Below are 19,757 nucleotides of genomic sequence, written 5' to 3' on the forward strand. Positions count from 1 at the left end.
TTTATATCACCCGTTTGAATAATTTCATTAATTCGTATTCCTTTAATCTCATTATGATGGGACGGCCATGCGGACAGGTATAGGGATTGTTGAGGTTTACCAGGCTTTCTAGAAGCTTTCTAATTTCTGCCTGTGCCAAAGATTGCCCCCCCTTAACAGCTGCTTTACACGCCATGGTAATGATTTTATTTTTCGCTTTTTCTGAAAAAGCCATGTTAGCATCAGTATTCTCGTCACCTTCAAAGAGGTTTTCTTCAATCATCGCTTTTAATAAGTTCGGGTTTTGGGGTTCACCCAACAATACCGGGACGCTGCGAACCAGCAGCGTGTCTTCTCCAAAAAGATCACAGTCAAAACCTAATCTTTTATATTCGGCTAACGCATTCTCAATTCTCGTTAAGTCTTTGGGTCGAATTTTAAGCGGTACCGGGGTCATCAGTCCTTGGCTGGGAAGACCCTCCTTGCGATCAAAAATCGCCATTAGCTCCGCGGTTAAGAGCGCCTCATGGGCAGCATGTTGATCGAGAAGATAGATTTCTTGATCACCCTCCAGAAGAATGTATACGTTAAAAAGCTGGCCGACAATTTTCATTTTTGCCAGATCCCTGACATCTTTTTTCAAGGCCAGCAAAACCTTTTTTTCGCTGTCAATTTTCCCAGTATTAACCACTTCAGATTTAAATAGTCCCGACATCTCTGCAACCCGATTAGGATTGTCGCAAGCTAATAAATTCTCGCCCTTTGTGTCAATCGATAATGCATTGCTTTTCGATCCGCCAGTCTTTAGATTGTTATTTTGTTTTAACTCTAATTCTGTGTCCTTGTTTTTTAGCAGCTCAAAATTCTCAGTAAACGTTATATCTGGATTTTCGCTGTTTTTATGTGGCGCTGATTTTTTCGGTTCTTTTCTTTGAATTGGACTATTTCTAGGGCTGAATAAATCCTGAGCTTTAATGGCTTCTGTTTTTATTGCTAAATCACTATTGGCTTCGCTAGGCACAGCTTCTTTTTCCGATGAGCAAGTATCAATGATTGTCTGATCTTCTATAAAATTTCTTTGCAGCTGTGTTTCCATCGATACACATTGTGCGACTTTTGCCTTGTTTTTATCATCGACTTTTTGATTGTTTTCGGTTTGATTTTCAACGGTTCCCAACTCAACAATCAAATTGGCATTCCTCAGCGTTTCGCGGATCCCCTGCTTAAAGAGCAGACAAACCAGACTTTCATTTAAAATTTTTATCTCAGTTTTAGCCGGATGGATATTTATGTCCAACATTCGGCCGGGCAGTTCGATAAAAATAATACCAAGGGGGTGCTGATGTTTCATGCTATAGCCTTCATAGGCTTCATCGAGGGCCTGAGCCAGTCGATTGTTTTTGATAAAGCGTCCATTAATAAAAAAAACCTGGTCTTCGCGATGGTTTCGCATCGTTTTGAGGTTTCCCACAAAACCGGCCAGCTTCATCGGTTTGTTTTCATAATTTAAAGCAATCAGATTTTCTGCAATATCAACCCCATAAAGACCTGTAACTACATCGGTCACTTGTCCGGTTCCTGGTGTATCAAGAACAATTCGTCCATTACTGCTAAGCTGAACACGAATCCCCGGATGGGAAACTGCAATTTTCTCCAATAGATCGCGGACGAGCATTTCTTCTTTCTTGTCCTTTTCCATGTGCTTTCGACGCGCCGGGGTATTGTAGAATAGATCACTAACCGTGATTTCAGTGCCGTGATTATAAGCGCAGACCCGCTGATTGAGGAGCTTGCCCCCTTCAAATTGGGTTAGACTCCCAACTTCTTCATTCTCAAACCGGGTGGTTATCTGTACCTTGGCAACGGCCGATACACTCGACAAAGCTTCACCTCTAAACCCTAGCGATTCGATCGATTCCAGATCATCGATGGTTGATAACTTGCTGGTGGCATGACGTTTAAAAGCCAGCGGAATCTCGTTATAAGCAATCCCGCAACCATTGTCTCTGACCGTAATCCGATTTTTTCCACCCCCTTCAACGATCACCTTAATCTGATCAGCACCCGCATCAATTGCATTTTCTACTAATTCCTTGACCACTGACACCGGCCGGATAATAACCTCGCCAGCAGCTATTTTATTGATTGTTTCATTATTTAACATCTTAATTTTCATAAAAATATTATATCATAAGAAAATAAGACCGTCGACAAAAGCTGATAGAAAAAAGGAAGCTGTCATCTGACAACTCCCTTAATGGTCGAGTGCTTTATCCAAAACTTGACCGTACAAATCAGGCGTTGATCCCCTAAGCGAAATAAGGTGAGGTTGGCCGATCCGATGGTTTTAGTGTTTGCGTCAGCAACACTTACGAGCCTGTCTGGTCTCGTCCAGAGTTTTTAACACCCCTTTTGTCGATTGTAATTTTAACTGTCATTACTTGCCAATCATACTCAGTTGCACATTGGAATCGCCTTTTGGTCGATTGAGAACCGGTTTACACTCTGGCAGATCAATCCCCAACGCTTCTTTTAGTACTTCTTCTATACTTGACACATGAATGATGGTTAAGGCATTTCTTACTTCTTCAGGAATATCGCTGACATCTTTTTCATTGTCTTTTGGTAGCAAAATTTTTGTGATCCCGCTACGTTGAGCTGCGATCACCTTCTCCTTAATCCCGCCAACCGGCAATACTTGACCGCTTAAGGTAATTTCACCAGTCATGGATAGTTTTGAATCTACTGGTTTGCCCAGAATTAGTGAAGCCAATGCAGTGGTTAGCGTAACCCCGGCAGATGGTCCATCTTTTGGTGTTGAGCCAGATGGTACATGAATATGGGTATCATTTTTGAAATAGTCAAAACCATTGGCCAAATCACCCAAACGTGAGCGAATCAAACTCATCGCAATGGTAGCACTTTCTTTCATAACCTCACCCAGTTGACCGGTTAGGGTTAACTTGCCGCTTCCAGGCATCAAACTTGCTTCGGTAAAGAGAATTTCTCCGCCGACAGCTGTCCATGCCATACCAGTTACAACTCCCGGTTTGTTATTTTCTCCAGCTTTCTCGTGACGTCGGGTTTTGTTCCCCAATACCTCACCAATGTTTTGCGTTGTCACAATAAACGGCAGATCAACTTTTTTCGAGACGATTTTTTCAGACACTACCCGAGCAATTTTTGCCAATTGCTTGGTCAGACCACGAACCCCAGCTTCAGCGGTATAATTTTCGACAATCGCTTCAACTGCCGTTTCTTCGATTTGAAGCATCTCAGTGGTTAACCCATGATCTATTAATACACTCGGCAAGAGGTGATCAATAGCAATCCGTTTCTTTTCACCATTCGTATAGCTTGACAGCTGTATAACTTCAGCCCGGTCTAAGAGTGGTGCTGGAATGGTGCTTAGGTCATTAGCGGTAGCAATGAAGAATACCTCTGATAAATCATAGGGAATTTCCAGATAATGATCTGAGAAGGTACAGTTTTGCTCAGGATCTAAAACTTCCAACAAAGCTGAACCAGGGTCACCCTGATGAGACATGCCCATCTTGTCAATCTCATCTAAAATAAAGACTGGGTTCTTCGCTTCAGCATTGGCAATTCCTTTAATAATACGTCCCGGCATTGCACCCAGATAAGTCTTACGATGTCCTCTTATCTCGGCTTCGTCGCGAACACCACCTAGGCTAGCTCGTACGTATTTACGATCTAAGGCTTCAGCAATGCTCTTACCCAGACTGGTTTTGCCAGTCCCTGGAGGACCGACCAGCAACAGGATCGAGCCTTGTTTATCTTCTTTTAATTTCATCACAGCCAGATGTTCAATGATTCGTTTTTTGACATCGTCGATGCCAAAGTGATGCGATTCCAGAACCTCTCTGGCGTGTTCAATATCAATTTCTTTTTTCTCACTATTCCATGGAAGTTCCAGGAGCAAGTCAAGATAATTCATGATGACATTGCTTTCACCCCCATTTGGCGGAGAATTTTCAAATTTTCGAACTTCTTTTAATGCTATTTTTTTAACATCTGGTGGCATATCTGAATTCAGAACTTTTTTCCGGTAGTCAGCCTCTTCTTCCAACTCTTCGTCTAATTCACCTAACTCTGCTTTAATATTTTTCAATTGTTCCCGGAGCATCGCTTCACGATAGGTTTTATCCTTTCGTTGAGAATATTTTTTGCTAATTTCCAGTTGCAGGTGTACCGAGTCTTTTTCTCGGATAATATAATCAATAAAACTCAGAGTCCGTTCCTTCTGCGAATCGATCTCTAAGAGAATCTGCTTGCTTTTTAACGGGATTCCCATCATCGGGATGGTATAACCCATGATTTCTTCTAAAGTAGGCAAGCCTTCCAAAATGCTGACAAAATATTCGGCTCCTTTGAAATTATGACTTAAATCTTTCATTAAGCTCTTAATATAGGTAATCATTTCCTGCTCTTCATCAGCATTGATATCCAGGATGTCTTCCTGAATAGTATAAGAAGCAGTGATCTGTTTTTCTTCAAAACTAAAATCATGAACCTTAACTCGATTAATAGTAGTGATATCAATGATGAAGCCATTATCTGATTTTTGAATATTATCAAATTTCATCAACACACCGATCCGATAAAACGAGTCAGCCGTCAATTGAACGAGACCTTTATAATCCTTTGTTGACAAACCAATGGCCAGCGTATTATTCTTGATGATCAATTCTTTGATATTGTTGCCAATATCCTCGTTCACAAAAATACGATTTGAAATCCCTGGATAAATCACAGTTTCAGTGATCGGGATTAGTGGTGCATTTTTAATTTCTAGTGTGCTCATTTTCTTCCTCCTCATCCTCTAATAAATAATTTTGTTGATTAAAGGATTTTGTTTAGTAAGGTGATCAATTGATCCAGTTCATCATCAGTAAGACTGTTTTTAATCCGTTCAATAAATTGAATCTGGGTTCTTTCCTCGGATCTGGCAATTGATTTGCCCTTAGGGGTTAGATAGATAAAATACACCCTGCCATCCTCTGGCGAACGTTCCCGATACACACAGCCCATGGAAATAAATTTACTAATCAATTCGGTAATCGTCGGCTTCGAATTTTGTGTTTCCTGAGCCAGCTGGCTGAAGGTAACCCGATAATTCTTGTCGATGACTTTAAGATAATATTTCTGCTTTGAGGTTACATCTTCTGCCTGACACTGGCAGTTTTCATTTTCATGCAAAGTCGCATCCAGCTTCAGCAGTTTATGATAAGCCTCATATAATTCATTTTTCTTACATGTCATATTATCACCCAACTCTTTTATTAGTTAGCTTTTACCTAACTACTTGTCATAAGTATATATCCGCCGGTGATTATTGTCAATAAAAGCTTATTCTTATTCGGAATCGTTAAGCTTTACTTAATTTTTTCAGCGCTCTTATCAATTGTTAAACTAATCAAAATTAGCGGATCTCAGCATCTAATTGGTTGACCTAAGTCATAAGAATCGCTTTGATTGGTAGCCTATGCGTATTGACAAAGGCCGCTTTAAAGGCTATGATTCTAGGATAGTAAAATTAATTTGGATCTAAAGGAGATAGTTATGGAAAAACAACCGCTGGCTACCGTGGATAATAAAACGATTTACACCACGGATTTAGATGCCTTAATAAAGCAATTACCCCAGGAACAGGCAAGTCAATTCACATCAAAAGAAGGACGACGTCAATTACTAGAAGAACTCATTGCCCAGGAACTTTTTTATTTAGAAGGAAAAAAAGCAAAGGTTGATGAAAGCGAGGAGTTCCAGAAAATGCTCATCGATGCTGAAGAAAAACTTCTTAAAACCCATATGATTGCAAAATTCATGATGGATATTACCGTTCCCGATGAAGAAGTGCAAAAATTCTATGATGAAAACCCTACCCAGTTCATTGCACCAGACAGCATCCGCGCCAGCCATATTCTTCTACCCAATGAAGAACAAGCGCTAACGGTTATTGAAGAAATTAAAAACGGAAAATCATTTGAAGCGGCTGCAAAAGAGTATTCTATTTGCCCATCTAATGAAAAAGGCGGTGACCTAAGCTATTTTTCTAATGGTCAGATGGTTCCCGAATTTGAAACCGCTGCCTTTGCACTTGAAGTCGATGAGATGACTGAATTACCGGTACAAACCCAGTTTGGATATCATATCATTAAGCTGACTGATCGCAAGATCGCTCAGACGATTCCCTTTGACGCGGTCAAGGAAAATGCTCGAAATTACTTGCTAAGAGAAAAACAAAACCGAGCCTTTATCGGCAAGGTTGAAGAGCTCAAGCAAAAATATCCAGTCATTATGGAAACCAGTACGCTATAACACAAAGACCGAAGCGATGCCATCGCTTCGGTCTTTCTTGTAATACGATTACCCATTTCAGTAGACATTTTAGTCTTCGTCTTGAATCTTACAACATCCTTTGCTGACGAAGCGGCGGCCGATGATAAAGCCTAAGACAGTAAATGCAATCGTGAGTGCAACCATCGCACACGGAACAATTTTGTCCTTATGGGTCATTATGCAGCATTGGCTGTTTTCATTTTCATTACAACACATTCTATTTCCTCCAGTTTTCTTCATCTTATCTGATTAATACCCTTATTCCTGCCTTTAAACCAGACGTTTTTAAAAGCTGCTCAAACTGACTTCCGGGTTAACCGTTATTAGCATTTATCACTTATCTTGTTGCTGAAAAAATCCAGCCAGTCACTTACCGGCTGGATTTTTTCTAAACCCTGATATCTAATAATTGTCCAATATTGGGATCCGGTGAGGGCCCAGTGATAGCGGCAATCGGGGTGCTTGTTTCGACCATCGCCACCATATCTGTCATTTGCTCGGTCCCAGTCTCCATGGCCATCTTCATCACCGATATACTGGTCTGTTGAGCGACCTGCATTTGACTCATACCCATCGAGAGTGCCGCAATATCCATGTTAATTCCACCTTTCTTTCGGGTGATCCATGTTCTATTCATGAATCAGCTCAATCAAATTTAATCTCTGCCGTTTATTATGTGCAAAACACACCTGTATCTGTTATCGTATTAATTTCTATTTACTTAAATATTATATCACAATTTCAGAAATAATCCTTAAAATAGCTCCATTAAACGAACCCTTGCAGATTTTAATTATATCAATATCATAGCCAACATAAAAATTCCTACCATCGCCGTCATACCCATAATAAGGGTCAATAGTGTCTGCGTTTTATAACCATCCTGGGGCTCCATTCCACCAAAGTTTGTCACCACCCAAAAGTAACTGTCATTCGCATGAGATACAGTCATTCCTCCGGCGCCAATAGCCAGCACTGCCAGAGCGGCTGCCACTGGAGTTGTTAGACCCAAGGCAGACATCATCGAGGTGGGATCCGAGTAGATCCCCATAATCCCTGCTGTGGTTGTTATTGCGACGGTTGAAGAACCTTGGGCGGTTTTTAAGACGGCCGCAATTAAAAACGGAAAAAAGATCCCTGCCTGGGAAATGAAACCCGCATTTGCCTGAATGAAGTCGACAAAACCAGCGGCCACAATTACTTTACCTAAAACCCCGCCAGCAGCTGTGACAAAAAGGATCGGTCCCACCACCCTTAACGTTTCATTGGTCAGTTCATAAAAAACAGCTATTTTTTTTGTTGAAATCAAGAGTCCTATGGCACATAGCAAACCTGCCGTCAAGGCAATTATCGGCGTTCCTAAAAAAATCAAAAGCTGTCCCAGCATTCCGGCAATGGCAAGCAGGCTAGTAAGGGACCCTAGTGCCATCAGTATAATGGGTACCAGAATGGGCGAAAGCGAAGCTAAACCTCCGGGAATTTCGCCATACTCGTCCACCAGTTCAGACACACTCTTTTGATAATCTTGAGCTCCCATTTCGTCCCGCGAGCTGACTTTTCTGCCAATAAATTTGGCAAATATAAGGGCTGCAAGTAAAGTTGGTATCGAGACCAGGGTACCCATACCAATAACCAGGAGCAGATTATTACCAACACCCAGGGATCCTGCTGCCGCTATGGGTCCCGGTGTTGGTGGAATAAAAACATGAGCTGTATAAAGTCCCGCTGATAAAGCTACGGTCATGGCCACTGACGAAGTTCTCGTTTTAGCCCGCATTGCCTTGCGAATTGGATTCAGGATCACAAACCCGCTATCGCAGAAAACAGGCACCGCTACAATCCATCCCATTATCATCAAAGCCAGCTCTGGATTTTTTTGGCCAACCACCTTTACGACCATATCTGCCAGTTTAATCGCTGCGCCTGTTTTTTCCAGTATCAGGCCAATTAAAGCGCCTAATATAATCACAATGCCGATGCTTGTGAAAATCCCGGCAAATCCGGAACCCAAAATCCCGGGGATCTCTGAAAGCGGCAGTCCAACAACCATAGCAAGTAATAAAGAAACGGCCATAATTGCTAGAAAGGGATGCACTCCCCATCTTGAAATGGCCAAAATCATTAAACTTATTGCGATCACAAATGTAATCATCAACGCTAAACCCGTCATAGAATCCCCTCCATTGATATTTCTCAGCAATAGCATTGATCTAAAGGATGGGTGCTTCTTTTAGATCATATTAATTTAAAGTTCCGCGGAAGTTTGCCTAAACATATGTTCATTCATTCTAATCAGTATTTCTTTTGCAGTCAAACTATGGTATGATTGAAGGCGAAATAAACATTAAAAATTATCAAGGAGATTGATTTTGAAAAAGAAACTGTATTTATTCGCTGTTTTTATCCTTTTTATCGTGACTCTGTCTGGCTGTTCACCGGCCACTGAAAAAAATTCAACTATTCTGGATCTGGAATCCACCAACCGTTATGAACTTCTTATTGGACTAAACGATGTCAGCACCGGTAAACAGGTCATGGCCACTCAGGAAGCCATTGAAATAATTAAAATGAAACTGTTGAGTCATGTCAGCGGGGTCACCATCACTGTATCTAATGGTTACTACTATGTGGGTGCCTTCATTGTTGATGAAACAACCTTAAACTGCGTAGTTTATGGTGCCGATGACGAAGCCATCGCAGCTATCGTTAATGAGCTCAATAGTGACCTAAATGTTTCTGTACTGGTATCAAAAAGCCCCAGTGAATACCGGCTAATCACGCCTTAAAACACTCAGAAACAATCAACCCGAGTGTTTTAAGTTTCTTTGATCGACTAGCTGGCAAGTTGTTCTCGTTTAAAGTTTATTTTTTGTTCTGACAATCTCAATGACATCCCATATATTGTCAATCATAAAAGTAGGCTTGCATTTTTCAAGGGCAGACGGTGAATTATATCCCCACTTAACTGCAATCACATCGACCCCGACCTTATGACAGGCTTCAATATCACGGACTTCATCGCCAACATAGAGCATTTCATTTGGTTTGATGTCATGTTTTCGTAAAACCTTCTTGATTTTTTTTGACTTGGACAGCAACGCCGAACACATAATAAATTCAATCTCATGGCTTATGTCATAGTTAATCAGGAAATCAGAAACGGTTTTTTTTATATTGGATGTAAGTATACCGATATGATCAGTTTCTTTGCGTAATGCTGTAAAAAAATCATGAATATCCGGAGCGAAGGCATGAATTTCCGATGACTCTTTTCTCATCATCTTTTGTCCATCCCGGAGCGCCCGAGGGAATTGGTAAAAAGGAATGTCAACAATTTCCTTGATCTCTCTGACATGGAGATTTTTTATGTGCTGCAATTCTTCCATTGTAACCGTGCTATACTTATACTTTGTTGCCAGTTCATTATATATATTAAAGGCTTTCTCCTCGGTATCCGCTAGGGTACCATCAAAATCGAAAACCACACATTTATAGGTCATAGATGACTCCTCAAATTTAGTTGTTTTGTTGTTCGTATCCATTTACTTTACTTTTCAGCTTTTTTCCTAATGAAGCATGATAAAAGTAGTAATCCAGATTCAGTCGCTTAGCTTCATGCATGGCAGCACTGCCAAAACGAATCAGATCCTCTTTATTTGTGGCATGATCAGGATATTTAGACACACCAATATGGTTTCTTAAGATAAATGAATTCCCCTCAACAACAAAGGGAATCTTAAGTAATTCAGCAATCAGCTGACAAATTTCTAATATTATTTTTATGTTTGCATCACAAGGATAGAATAACACAAACTGATCCGTGTAACGTCGAACAAACAGTCCATACCTTCCAATCGCACCATATAGCCGCTCACTCAATGACCGCATCAACTGATCTTCAATATCTTGACCAAAAGCATCTCCCACAGTATGAATCCCCTCAACATGAATAAAAATCAACGAAAGGTTCTTTTCAGGATTGTTTTCGCTTTTACTAAAATAGTTTTCCAAAACCTGCTCCAATTTATATCGATTGGGGAGCTTAGTTATTGGATCTTGTATAAAAGATGCCTCTAAGGCTTTTCTCTTTTCAATCGTTTCGGTAACGTTGATCCCAAGCAGAATATTGGTGTATTCTCCATCTCTTTTTATAAACGTCGCATGATCCCATTGAATATAATGAATGATTCCTTTGTAATCCTTAAAAGGCATCGGCTTTCTAAAATCCAAGTTTTCATTGACGAATTTTCGATGAGCCCGGTTGAGATCACCAAAAATTTCTCGCAGATTTTTACCTTCGATTTGATCATAATTAATTCCACTTAATTGCTGAACCACGTGATTGATATTTTGGACTTCAAAATCATTGTTAAATTCGATAAACAAAAGTCGACTATTGTTTAGAACCTTGTCAGTAAAAATAAGTTGGGCATTCAATTCTTCTCGCAAGTCAACCTGCTCTGTAACATCTTGTAGGATCCCGATGGTTCGCTGATGTTCGTTATCTTCTGTGAAATAGTGCCGGATTCTTAAATAAATATCCCTGATTTCTCCGCGATTATTCTTGATCCGATAATGGGTATCAACCTTCTCCTGAGCTTGAAATGCCCGTAAAAAGGCTTTCCAAACACGATTTTGATCATCATCGTAAGCCATCCAGTAAATAATGTCAAGATTAGGTTCAACTTCCCCTTCTGCATAACCTAGTATACTATAAAGTTCCCTCGACCAGTAGATTTTTTTCGTTAAATAATTCATTTCCCAGTAGCCCAAATGGGCAAGATGTTGGATTTCCAGGAGTTCTTCTTTCTGTTGGCTGATATAATCATCTTTCTCATAGGTTTTTTTTAAATCTATACCAGTTATGATCATATAGTTTTTTTCTTGACCCTTTTTGTTATTTAACTTCAACGGTTTAAAGACCAGATGAATCGGGATCACCTCGCCGCTTTTATGAAAAAATTTAATATCCCTTTCGTAAACACCCTTTTCAGCAATCGCTTTACTCAATATCTCAAGTTCCTCTTCAAAAACATAGTCCATCGGAATGCGCTGAATGCTTTTGCCAATAATCTTATCTGCAGGTTTTCCCTGGTATTTCAAAAAAGCTTCATTCGCTTTATGTATAATTCCTTCTTTATCAACCACTACAACACTATCGGTGACCTGGTTGAAAATTCCTTCATACATTTTTTCCGCTTGTTCCCATTCTTGCCGCCTTTTAGTAATTTTTACAATATGATAGTATAGACCACCGGCAAAACTAAAAATAACAATGATTAAGATCGCGATCATCGCAATTATTCTTCCACCAGAAAACATATTAAACTCATTCAGCATTGCGAACACCTTACTTTCTGATGTTTCATGTTATCGGCATAACAAACCTGCCCCACTCTTTATTTAAGATGATCATCAGGATATTTGCCTTCAATTCATAGATATATTATAATACATACTATCAACAAAATCCATTGTTGACCATTATTATTTTTAAATTTGAATGAGTGGTTCTAAAACTGGTACAAAATTTATTCAGTGTAAGACATTTTGATCAGTTTTAATTGGCAACCGATCTTAAACCCATTAACTAGGGCAATCGAAATTTTAAGAATCATTTAAAAATATATGAAATATTCTAAAAGCTTTGACAAAATTAAAAATAATGATACAATATGTTTAGCACTTCACCGGACTACAGTATTAAAGCACTTGCTTGAACAAGGAGGTTCACATGCTTTTTAATTATACCATTGACGGATTCGAAAACATCCAACATCAGGATTATTTCGCGCTGCAACAGATCAATCATAAGCTTATGTCACTTTACCGATCCTTTGGCTATCATCAGATTTCCACCCCAACCTTTGAAACCTACGACCTGTACGTCAATGAAGATTCAATTCCCAGCGACGATCTTTTCAAGCTGGTGAATCATCAAGGAAAGGTTCTTGTCTTAAAACCAGACGCCACCCTACCGGTTACCCGGATGGCAGCCATGAACCATCCTAACTCTCAGGAGATCATCAAATTCTCATATCGAACCAATATCTATCGGAATTTTTCATCACCAGATATCATTAAGAAAGAAATAACTCAAATTGGGATCGAATATTTCGGCAACAACAGCCCGGAATGCGACGGCGAAGTGATCGCCCTGGCGATCACTTCGCTGTTGGAAATCGGGATTGAAGATGTTCATATTGATTTAGGGCATGTCGGGTTCATCAATTTTCTTTTTGACGATCTGGCCTTTTCCCAAAAAGAAAAGACCACCCTATTTAAGTATATTGAGAATAAAAATATCGGCGATATCGCTGACTTTCTTGAGAAACTGGCCTTACCTGATGATAAAAAAGCGATCATCTTAAAACTGCCCCTTCTCTACGGTGAACCTAAAACAGTACTTAAACAAATGGAAGCCTTATGTATCACAAATAAAATGCGCCAGGTCGTAGAAAAAATCTCGGAAATCTACGCTCATCTGGAAATCATTGGCCTGGCCAACTATGTCAGTTTCGATCTTGGTTTTACCAATCAGATGAACTATTATAGTGATATCAACTTTAAAGGATATATCAACAGCTGTGGCGAACCGGTGATCAGCGGCGGACGTTACAACCATTTATCAGAAAAATTCGGTATTCCTCGTCCTGCCTGCGGTTTTGCCATCGATCTGATCAAAGTGATTGATTACATGGAGCAACACCAGCTGCTGCCCCGGGATGACCAGAAAATCCACGTGATTTTTTATGAAAAACCACAAAAAGCGGATGCCTACAAAATAGCTGAGCAATTGCGATCTAGAGGGTCCATTGCAGAAGTTTTCCTGTTGAATGAAACGAAAGAATCACAGGTGTCGTCTTTCCAGGCAAATGCTCTTTATAAAAATGCCGCGTTGTACTTCCTGGCCGGTGGCAAACTCTTATCCGAACATAATGGAGAATTCACAGAAATCAAAGCAATCGATGAAGAATGCGAGGTGGCTTAAATGGTAATCCGATTCGCCCTGGCCAAGGGCCGTGTCGCCAAAAAAGCGATTGAACTGTTAATCGATCTGGGTTATATTTTTGAAGACTACTCGGAAAAAAGTCGGAAGCTGATTTTTACCGATACCTCTGGTACGATTGAGTTTTTTCTGGTGAAATCACCGGATGTACCCACCTATGTGGAAAAAGGTGCAGCCGATATTGGTATTGTCGGCAAAGACGTTCTACTGGAACACCCAGCCCAGGTTTATGAGATGCTAAACCTTGATATCGGCAAATGTAAAATGTGTGTGGCTGGCTTTGAAAACCACCCCATTCCCTACGGCAAAAAAATGGTAGTAGGCACCAAATACCCGGTTATTGCCAAAGATTATTTCCATACTAAGAATCAATTGGTTGACATCATTAAAATCAACGGTTCGGTGGAGCTGGCTCCACTGATTGGTTTGGCTGACTGTATTGTCGATATCGTTGAAAGCGGCAGCACCTTAAAAGAAAATGGCTTATCCGTTTTAGCAGAAATCTGCGAGATCAGCTCCCGACTAATTGTCAATCAGGTCAGCCTAAAAACCAAGCGGGAGATGATCGATCCCATTATCAAGGCATTTGAAAACCAGCTATAGTTTTAACAAACTATTACAAGAGCTGGTTATTTAATTAAATCGAGAGGAACAAAATGAAAACTATCATCTATAAACAAGGCATCGATCTTGACACTATCTTAAAACGCAACGAAGACGAGCGCGAGGACATTCGCAACGCCGTTCTGGAAATCATTAACGGGGTAAAAAAAGATGGCAATGCCGCCCTTTTGTATTATACTCAGGCGCTTGATCACTGTGTCCTCACCCACCTGCAAGTCACTGAGGAAGAAATCGAAGAAGCCTTCTCCACGGTTGCGGATGACCTTCTGGATATCATCCGTGAGGCGGCCGCGAACATTCGTGATTTTCACGAAAAACAACTAGAAACAACCTGGACCTACACACCTAAACCAGGGGTCATCCTGGGTCAGCACATCACCCCAATTGAGCGGGTGGGCCTCTACGTCCCCGGCGGCAAAGCCACCTACCCTTCGACGGTGCTGATGGATGCGATTCCAGCACTAGTGGCCGGTGTCGAATCACTCGTGATGGTGACCCCACCGGGAAGGGATGGAAAAATTAACCCCACGATTCTGGCTGCCGCAAAAATTGCCGGCGTCCATGAAATTTACAAAATCGGCGGCGCACAAGCGGTTGCCGCCTTGGCCTATGGAACTGAAACGATTATGCCAGTCAATAAGATTGTCGGCCCCGGTAATATTTACGTAGCCACCGCGAAAAAAGAAGTTTTTGGCAAGGTCGATATTGACATGATCGCCGGTCCCAGCGAGGTGCTGATCATTGCCGATGAAAATGCCAACCCGGTTTATGCAGCCGCTGACCTATTGTCTCAAGCCGAACACGACGAACTGGCCATGCCGATTCTGGTGACTACCTCTGAAGAACTGGGCGCTCACGTGATTGAAGAAGTCTACCGACAGATCAGTGAAGACTTAGACCGCAAAGAAATTGCCAAAAAATCAGTCGATGATTATGGCTTTGTCTTCATTGTTAAGGATCTGGACGAAGCCTTTGAGCTGTCTAACCAGATTGCGCCCGAGCATCTGGAACTCCTGATCGAACACCCCATGGATTCTCTGGAAAAAATAAAAAATGCTGGTGCCATCTTTATGGGCGCCTACACCCCAGAACCCCTGGGTGATTATTTTGCCGGTCCTAACCACACCCTGCCAACCTCTGGTACAGCCAAATTCTCGTCACCGCTGGGCGTCTATGACTATCTAAAAAAATCCAGCATTTTATCCTATGATCAGGCCGCATTGCAATCAGTCTATACAAAGGTTGCCACCTTCGCCCGATCCGAAGGATTAGATGCCCACGCCAAAGCAGTTGAAAGGCGGTTTGAAGACTAATGGAATCACTGATAAGAAAAAATATTCAACAATTGAATGCCTACAAGGTGGACGCCCCGCAGTTTGAGATCATCGTCAATGCCAATGAAAGTCCCTATGACTTCCCCATGCAACTTAAACGAAAATTCTGCGACGAGATCTGTAACACCGATTTAAACCGCTATCCAGAGGCCTGTTTTCCGGAACTGATCACTGCCATCATTGACTATACCGGTGTTCCCGGAGAGGGTGTTATCTGTGGCTCCGGCTCTGACGAGCTGATTGCGATGATCAATCAGGCCTTTGTCGATCCCGGTGATGTTGTGGTTTCCCACTCGCCTTCTTTTGCCATGTATGACATCTGGGCCACCATTGCTAACGCCAGACATATTATGGTACCCGATCTGCCGGGGCACATTCCCGATGTGGCAGGCATGATTGCGGCCGCAAACGAGAATCAGGCCAAACTACTTTACATCTGTAACCCCAACAACCCGACCGGCTACATTTTTAGTCGAGCGGATATTATTAAAATGCTAGATTCGGTTCCGGCGCTGGTGGTTCTGGACGAAGCCTATATTGAGTTCTTTGGTGAGTCAGGTGTTGATCTACTGGAAAAATATCCCCGGCTGCTGATACTACGAACCTTATCCAAAGCCTTCGGTCTAGCCGGCATTCGCTGCGGCTATGCCCTCGGAAACAAGGATGTTATTGATATTCTTTACAAGGTTAAGGGACCCTACAACCTTAATGTTCTGACTCAGAAGCTGGCCGTCATCGCCTTAAAAAATCACGCTGCGATCCTTAAAAATTTGACGATTTTAAAGGAAGAACGCCAAAAAGTCATGCGTGTGCTAGAAACCTTCCCCAGCCTGACCCTTTATCCCTCTGGGGCGAATTTTATTTATTTTGAAACTGAGCGAGCCGAAGCCATCTATCAAGCGCTTCTGAAACGAAACATCCTGATTAAGCGCTTTATTGAATCGGACTCCACTCCCGGCAGTATTCGTTTTTCGATCGGCAAACCCCAGGAAAACCAAAAGGTTCTGGATATTATCAAGGAGGTCGTGTACAATGAAGCGTAAAAGCACATTAAGCCGATCCACCACTGAGACTGAAATTTCACTTTCGCTCAATCTTGACGGATCCGGTCTAGCCAAGATCAACACTGGCGTAGGTTTTTTTGATCATATGCTGACGCTTTTCACCAAACACGGCAAATTTGATCTGACCATCGATGCCCATGGTGACGAAGCTGACAACCACCATGCCATCGAAGACATTGGTATTCTGCTGGGAAAAGCCTTTTATGATGCCTTGGGTGACAAGGCCGGCATCAATCGCTATGCTTTTGCCTACACCCCCATGGACGAGGCACTGTGCCGCACCTGCGTTGATATCAGCGGTCGCAGTTATCTTGTTTTCGATGTTCCCCTGACCCGGGAATTTATTGGCGACTTTGAAACTGAAATGTTGGAGGAATTTTTCCTAGCCTTTACCAATAATAGCAAAATAACGATCCATGTGGCTTCCCTATATGGCAAGAATAACCACCATATTGTGGAAGGAATTTTTAAATCACTAGGGCGAACGCTAAGTGATGCCTGCACGATCGAAGCCGGCAATACCGAAATTCCATCCACTAAAGGAATAATAGAATAACAGGAGGACAACTATTGATCGCAATTGTCGACTACGATGTCGGAAATCTAAAAAATGTTTATACAGCCCTGGGTGACGTCGGTCTTTCCGGCACCATCACCCGCGATAAAAAGGTTCTGGATGCGGCTGACGCCATCATTTTGCCGGGAGTTGGAGCTTTCTCCGACGCCATTGATAATCTGAAAAAGTTTGATCTCATTGATGCCCTTAATAACAATGTCAAAAAGGGCAAAATCTTGATGGGAATCTGCCTCGGCATGCAGCTACTTTTTGATAAAAGCTATGAGGACGGCGAATTTTCGGGACTCTCCTACATCCCCGGAGAAATCGTCAAATTCGACGCCCCCGGGATAAAAATTCCCCATATGGGCTGGAACAGTCTGGTGATCAACCAAGGCAGCCCATTGGTCAAAAACATTGGTAAAGAAGACTACGTCTACTTTGTCCATTCCTACTATGCCAAACCGGAGAACTTTGATGATGTGGTAGCTTATGCCGAATACAGTGTCAAGGTACCTGCTATTGTAAAGAAAGACAACATCATTGGCATGCAGTTTCATCCGGAAAAAAGCTCCAATGTGGGCTTCCAACTACTCAAGAACTTTAAGGAGATGATATCATGATTGTATTTCCAGCTATCGATTTGAAAAACGGCAAATGCGTCCGCCTGATGCAAGGGCAGAAGGATGCCGAAACTATTTATTTTGACAACCCCGTAGATGTCGCCCTGAAATGGCAGTCCAAGGGTGCCCAGTATCTGCATTTAGTGGATCTTGATGGTGCCTTTGACGGCCAACCAAAAAATCTGGAGCTGGTTAAAGACATTGTCGGCGCTCTCGACATTCCGGTGGAACTTGGCGGTGGCATTCGAACCCTGGACATCGCTAAGGACTATCTCGACAGTGGTGTGGCTCGGATCATCATTGGTACCCAGGCCGTTAAAGATTTCGAATTCATCATTAAACTGCTGGATCTCTATGATGAAAAAGTCTGCGTTTCAATTGATGCCAAAAATGGTTTGGTCTGTACCGAAGGCTGGGTCGAAAGTAGCAATATTGAGGCCCTTGAACTGGCCAGCAACTTAGAAAAGCTGGGGCTATCGACCCTGGTTTACACCGACATATCAAAAGACGGCATGATGACTGGCCCTAATTTTGAGATGCTCAAGGTACTCAACGATAATTTGAAAATTGATATCATCGCTTCTGGTGGCATCTCAAAATCAGCAGACCTGATCCGTCTTCAGGAAATGGGTCTTTATGGTGCTATTACCGGAAAAGCCCTATATGAAGGGGCTATCGACCTTGAAAAACTATTGAAAGAGGAACTCAAATCATGCTAACTAAACGGATTATCCCCTGCCTGGACGTGGATCACGGCCGGGTGGTGAAAGGAAAAAAATTCCAGGATATTCAGGACGTTGCCGATCCGATCGAACTAGGACGCTATTACTCCGATCAGGGCGCCGATGAACTGGTTTTCTACGATATCACGGCCAGCTACGAAGATCGCGACATTTTTATCAATATCGTTGAAAAAGTCGCCGAATCGATCCGCATCCCCTTTACTATTGGCGGTGGTATCAGCAAGGTTGAAGATTTTCGCAAAGTGCTGATGGCAGGTGCCGATAAGGTGTCGGTCAATTCATCGGCCGTTAAAAATCCCCAGCTGATCCGCGAAGCGGCACTTCGTTTTGGGGCTCAATGTGTAGTTTTATCGATCGATGCCAAGCGCAATAATCTGGGTTCCTGGGATGTTTACGTTAAAGGCGGCCGAGAAAATACCGGCATTGATGCGATTGAGTGGGCCAAACAAGGTCAGGAGTTGGGTGCTGGTGAGATTTGTATCAACTCAATCGATACTGATGGGGTTAAAAAAGGCTATGATCTGGAACTCAACCAGAAACTCTCTCGTCTTCTGACCATTCCGATAATTGCCTCTGGCGGAGCCGGAAAAATGGCAGACTTTGCCGAAGTATTAAAAGTTGGCGCCGATGCGGCACTGGCGGCATCTGTTTTTCACTATAAAGAGATTCCCATTGTTGATTTAAAGAATTACTTGCACGATCAGCAAATACCTGTCAGACGGGTATAGAAAGGTAACCTATGGATTTGGAAAATATTAAATATAACGAAGCGGGCTTGGTAGCTGCGATTGTCCAGGATTATGAAACCCGTCAGGTGCTGATGATGGCCTGGATGAATGAAGAAGCCTTAAAATTAACCCTGGACACCAAAAAAGCTACCTTTTACAGTCGCAGCCGACAGGCCTTGTGGTTAAAGGGTGAAGCTTCCGGCAATACTCAAACCGTGGTGAAAGTTGACTATGACTGCGATGGCGATACCCTGCTGCTGCAAGTTATTCCAGCTGGGCCGGCTTGCCATACCGGCAATACCTCCTGTTTTTATCGTAGCCTGGCGGTTAATCCTGAAACAAACCTCGGTAACATGGAAGTCTTGACAATGCTTTATAATCTCATTGCTGACCGAAAAACAAACCCAGTTGAAGGCTCTTATACCAATTATCTGTTTGAAAAAGGCGTCGATAAGATTTGCAAAAAAATAGGCGAAGAATCTGCCGAAACGATTATTGCTGCCAAGAACAATGATCCTGTCGAGCTAATCTATGAAGCCTCAGATCTGATTTACCACTTGCTGGTGTTGCTTAACAACCAGAACGTTGATATTGAGTCGCTCTTCCAAGAGCTGACCAAACGACATCAGTAAGCTTGCTGCTTTTCGATTTAAAGGCTCCTTCTTATGGGCAGTTTTTTCTAAATACAGAAATAGATTAAGGGACGCAAATCACGCCCCTTAATCTATTTCTTA

Annotated in this window: 19 protein-coding genes; 11 read left to right on the forward strand and 8 right to left on the reverse strand. The window is 42.1% G+C overall.

Annotated elements, in window-relative coordinates:
• Position 1: 1 nt before the first annotated feature.
• The 3 genes from mutL to QZ998_RS12605 form a co-directional block, all read right to left on the reverse strand.
• Entirely contained in the window at positions 2 to 2,155 is a 2,154-nt protein-coding gene (gene mutL / locus QZ998_RS12595) for a DNA mismatch repair endonuclease MutL (protein ID WP_296561107.1), read from the reverse strand.
• A 261-nt stretch (positions 2,156 to 2,416) separates the two neighbouring features.
• Positions 2,417 to 4,804 (reverse strand): endopeptidase La, encoded by a 2,388-nt coding sequence (gene lon, locus QZ998_RS12600; RefSeq protein WP_296561109.1) that lies wholly within the window; start codon positions 4,802 to 4,804, stop codon positions 2,417 to 2,419.
• A 38-nt stretch (positions 4,805 to 4,842) separates the two neighbouring features.
• A complete protein-coding gene (locus QZ998_RS12605; protein WP_296561111.1) occupies positions 4,843 to 5,262 on the reverse strand; it encodes a MarR family winged helix-turn-helix transcriptional regulator in 420 nt (139 codons plus the stop codon).
• Between the two features lie 300 nt (positions 5,263 to 5,562).
• Between QZ998_RS12605 and QZ998_RS12610 the strand changes: the two genes are divergently transcribed.
• A complete protein-coding gene (locus QZ998_RS12610; RefSeq protein WP_296561112.1) occupies positions 5,563 to 6,321 on the forward strand; it encodes a peptidylprolyl isomerase in 759 nt (252 codons plus the stop codon).
• Positions 6,322 to 6,390: 69 nt separating this feature from the next.
• On the opposite strand, the gene QZ998_RS12615 is transcribed toward QZ998_RS12610, so the two are convergent.
• From QZ998_RS12615 to QZ998_RS12625, 3 genes are all read right to left on the reverse strand, one after another.
• Entirely contained in the window at positions 6,391 to 6,558 is a 168-nt protein-coding gene (locus tag QZ998_RS12615; RefSeq protein WP_296561113.1) for a hypothetical protein, read from the reverse strand.
• 172 nt (positions 6,559 to 6,730) lie between these two features.
• Positions 6,731 to 6,937, reverse strand: coding sequence for a YjfB family protein (locus tag QZ998_RS12620; RefSeq protein WP_296561115.1), 207 nt, complete (start codon positions 6,935 to 6,937; stop codon positions 6,731 to 6,733).
• 198 nt (positions 6,938 to 7,135) lie between these two features.
• Positions 7,136 to 8,512 carry a GntP family permease gene (locus QZ998_RS12625; RefSeq protein ID WP_296561117.1) on the reverse strand — a complete coding sequence of 459 codons (1,377 nt, stop codon included), beginning with the start codon at positions 8,510 to 8,512 and terminating at the stop codon, positions 7,136 to 7,138.
• A 199-nt stretch (positions 8,513 to 8,711) separates the two neighbouring features.
• Here QZ998_RS12625 and QZ998_RS12630 point away from each other — a divergent pair, with 199 nt between their 5' ends.
• Entirely contained in the window at positions 8,712 to 9,128 is a 417-nt protein-coding gene (locus QZ998_RS12630; RefSeq protein WP_296561119.1) for a hypothetical protein, read from the forward strand.
• Between the two features lie 69 nt (positions 9,129 to 9,197).
• Here the strand turns inward: QZ998_RS12630 and QZ998_RS12635 are convergent, their stop codons facing one another.
• Positions 9,198 to 9,842 (reverse strand): HAD hydrolase-like protein, encoded by a 645-nt coding sequence (locus tag QZ998_RS12635; RefSeq protein ID WP_296561120.1) that lies wholly within the window; start codon positions 9,840 to 9,842, stop codon positions 9,198 to 9,200.
• 16 nt (positions 9,843 to 9,858) lie between these two features.
• Positions 9,859 to 11,682 (reverse strand): sensor domain-containing diguanylate cyclase, encoded by a 1,824-nt coding sequence (locus QZ998_RS12640; RefSeq protein ID WP_296561122.1) that lies wholly within the window; start codon positions 11,680 to 11,682, stop codon positions 9,859 to 9,861.
• Positions 11,683 to 12,076: 394 nt separating this feature from the next.
• Between QZ998_RS12640 and QZ998_RS12645 the strand changes: the two genes are divergently transcribed.
• The 9 genes from QZ998_RS12645 to hisIE are packed head-to-tail and all read left to right on the forward strand — an operon-like array spanning position 12,077 to position 19,655.
• Positions 12,077 to 13,333 carry an ATP phosphoribosyltransferase regulatory subunit gene (locus QZ998_RS12645; RefSeq protein WP_296561124.1) on the forward strand — a complete coding sequence of 419 codons (1,257 nt, stop codon included), beginning with the start codon at positions 12,077 to 12,079 and terminating at the stop codon, positions 13,331 to 13,333.
• A complete protein-coding gene (gene hisG / locus QZ998_RS12650) occupies positions 13,334 to 13,954 on the forward strand; it encodes an ATP phosphoribosyltransferase (RefSeq protein WP_296561126.1) in 621 nt (206 codons plus the stop codon).
• Between the two features lie 53 nt (positions 13,955 to 14,007).
• A complete protein-coding gene (gene hisD / locus QZ998_RS12655; RefSeq protein WP_296561128.1) occupies positions 14,008 to 15,288 on the forward strand; it encodes a histidinol dehydrogenase in 1,281 nt (426 codons plus the stop codon).
• Positions 15,288 to 16,352 carry a histidinol-phosphate transaminase gene (gene hisC / locus QZ998_RS12660; protein ID WP_296561129.1) on the forward strand — a complete coding sequence of 355 codons (1,065 nt, stop codon included), beginning with the start codon at positions 15,288 to 15,290 and terminating at the stop codon, positions 16,350 to 16,352. The genes hisD and hisC overlap by 1 nt, the downstream gene beginning before the upstream one ends.
• On the forward strand, positions 16,342 to 16,929 hold the full coding sequence (hisB, locus tag QZ998_RS12665) for an imidazoleglycerol-phosphate dehydratase HisB (protein ID WP_296561133.1): 588 nt from the start codon (positions 16,342 to 16,344) through the stop codon (positions 16,927 to 16,929). Before hisC ends, hisB begins: the two co-directional genes overlap by 11 nt.
• A 14-nt stretch (positions 16,930 to 16,943) precedes the next feature.
• The gene (gene hisH, locus QZ998_RS12670) at positions 16,944 to 17,552 is read left to right on the forward strand and encodes an imidazole glycerol phosphate synthase subunit HisH (protein ID WP_296561135.1); all 609 of its coding nucleotides are present in this window, start codon (positions 16,944 to 16,946) and stop codon (positions 17,550 to 17,552) included.
• Positions 17,549 to 18,271, forward strand: a complete 723-nt coding sequence (gene hisA, locus QZ998_RS12675) for a 1-(5-phosphoribosyl)-5-[(5-phosphoribosylamino)methylideneamino]imidazole-4-carboxamide isomerase (RefSeq protein ID WP_296561137.1) — start codon at positions 17,549 to 17,551, stop codon at positions 18,269 to 18,271. Before hisH ends, hisA begins: the two co-directional genes overlap by 4 nt.
• Positions 18,265 to 19,023, forward strand: coding sequence for an imidazole glycerol phosphate synthase subunit HisF (gene hisF / locus QZ998_RS12680; protein WP_296561138.1), 759 nt, complete (start codon positions 18,265 to 18,267; stop codon positions 19,021 to 19,023). The genes hisA and hisF overlap by 7 nt, the downstream gene beginning before the upstream one ends.
• An 11-nt stretch (positions 19,024 to 19,034) precedes the next feature.
• Positions 19,035 to 19,655 carry a bifunctional phosphoribosyl-AMP cyclohydrolase/phosphoribosyl-ATP diphosphatase HisIE gene (gene hisIE / locus QZ998_RS12685; protein WP_296561139.1) on the forward strand — a complete coding sequence of 207 codons (621 nt, stop codon included), beginning with the start codon at positions 19,035 to 19,037 and terminating at the stop codon, positions 19,653 to 19,655.
• Positions 19,656 to 19,757: the final 102 nt, after the last annotated feature.

This window comes from uncultured Acetobacterium sp., assembly GCF_927416815.1.
GTDB lineage: Bacteria > Bacillota > Clostridia > Eubacteriales > Eubacteriaceae > Acetobacterium.